Below are 725 nucleotides of genomic sequence, written 5' to 3'. Positions count from 1 at the left end.
GGGGAACTCGCGTTCGGAGGTGATACCCATCACTTTCTCGTTGAACAGTTTCGTGACGCCGAGTCCCATCACGAAGTTGGTGAGTCGGGGGACTTTGCTGCCGAGTTCGGCCATCGTCCGGTAATTGGACAAAATCCGGTTGCGAATGTACTCCCGCGAGAGTTTGTCCATCTGCTCGTCGACGTACTCGCCGCGAGCGGTGTTGTGCATCTGACTCAGCGGCACAGAGGACGGACAGGCGTTGTCGCAGCGCATGCAGTTCGAGCAGTCCATGATGGACGAGTCGATGTCCTCGTCTTCCTTGCGCTTGAGTCGCCACTGCTCTGGGCCTTGGAATTTGGGTCCGGGGAACTCGTCGTCGACTTCGGCGACCGGACACGACGAGTCGCAGGTCGTACATTTGTAACAGTTGTCCGCACCCGGTCGGAGGTCCATATCCTCAGTCTCGGGGAAGACCTGCACAGGCTCGAAGTCATCGTGTTCTACGTTCGGATTCGTCGTGTCGGCTGGGGTTTCTGCGTCGCTCATGGTTAACTCAGATACTGGCTCCTGCATTTCGGCCGGCGACGACGCCGGTGGCGAGTGAGAGTCCGCTGCTGGATTTTTCGGCCGCGCCGTCGGCACCGCCGACGACCGCGCCCGCTGCTCGCAAGTTCGCAAACTGTGCTTCGTCGGTTTCGTCCAAGACGCGCATCTCGTCGTCGACGACCACGCCGAATTTCGCA

At 59.9% G+C, this 725-nt stretch carries 2 protein-coding genes; both read right to left on the bottom strand.

Annotation, left to right across the window (positions count from 1 at the left end; translation table 11 throughout):
- Positions 1-528 (bottom strand): 4Fe-4S dicluster domain-containing protein (locus AUR64_RS10375; protein WP_205628397.1); only part of this gene is annotated, 528 nt, incomplete at its 3' end.
- Positions 529-535: 7 nt separating this feature from the next.
- On the bottom strand, positions 536-725 hold a 190-nt coding region (locus tag AUR64_RS10370; RefSeq protein ID WP_155120573.1), incomplete at its 5' end, for an FAD-binding protein.

Origin of the sequence: Haloprofundus marisrubri (genome assembly GCF_001469955.1) — an archaeon.
In the GTDB taxonomy this organism is placed as follows: Archaea; Halobacteriota; Halobacteria; order Halobacteriales; family Haloferacaceae; genus Haloprofundus; species Haloprofundus marisrubri.
The sequence above is the reverse complement of the archived record's forward strand: the minus strand, read 5'-3'. Positions and strand labels throughout refer to the sequence as shown.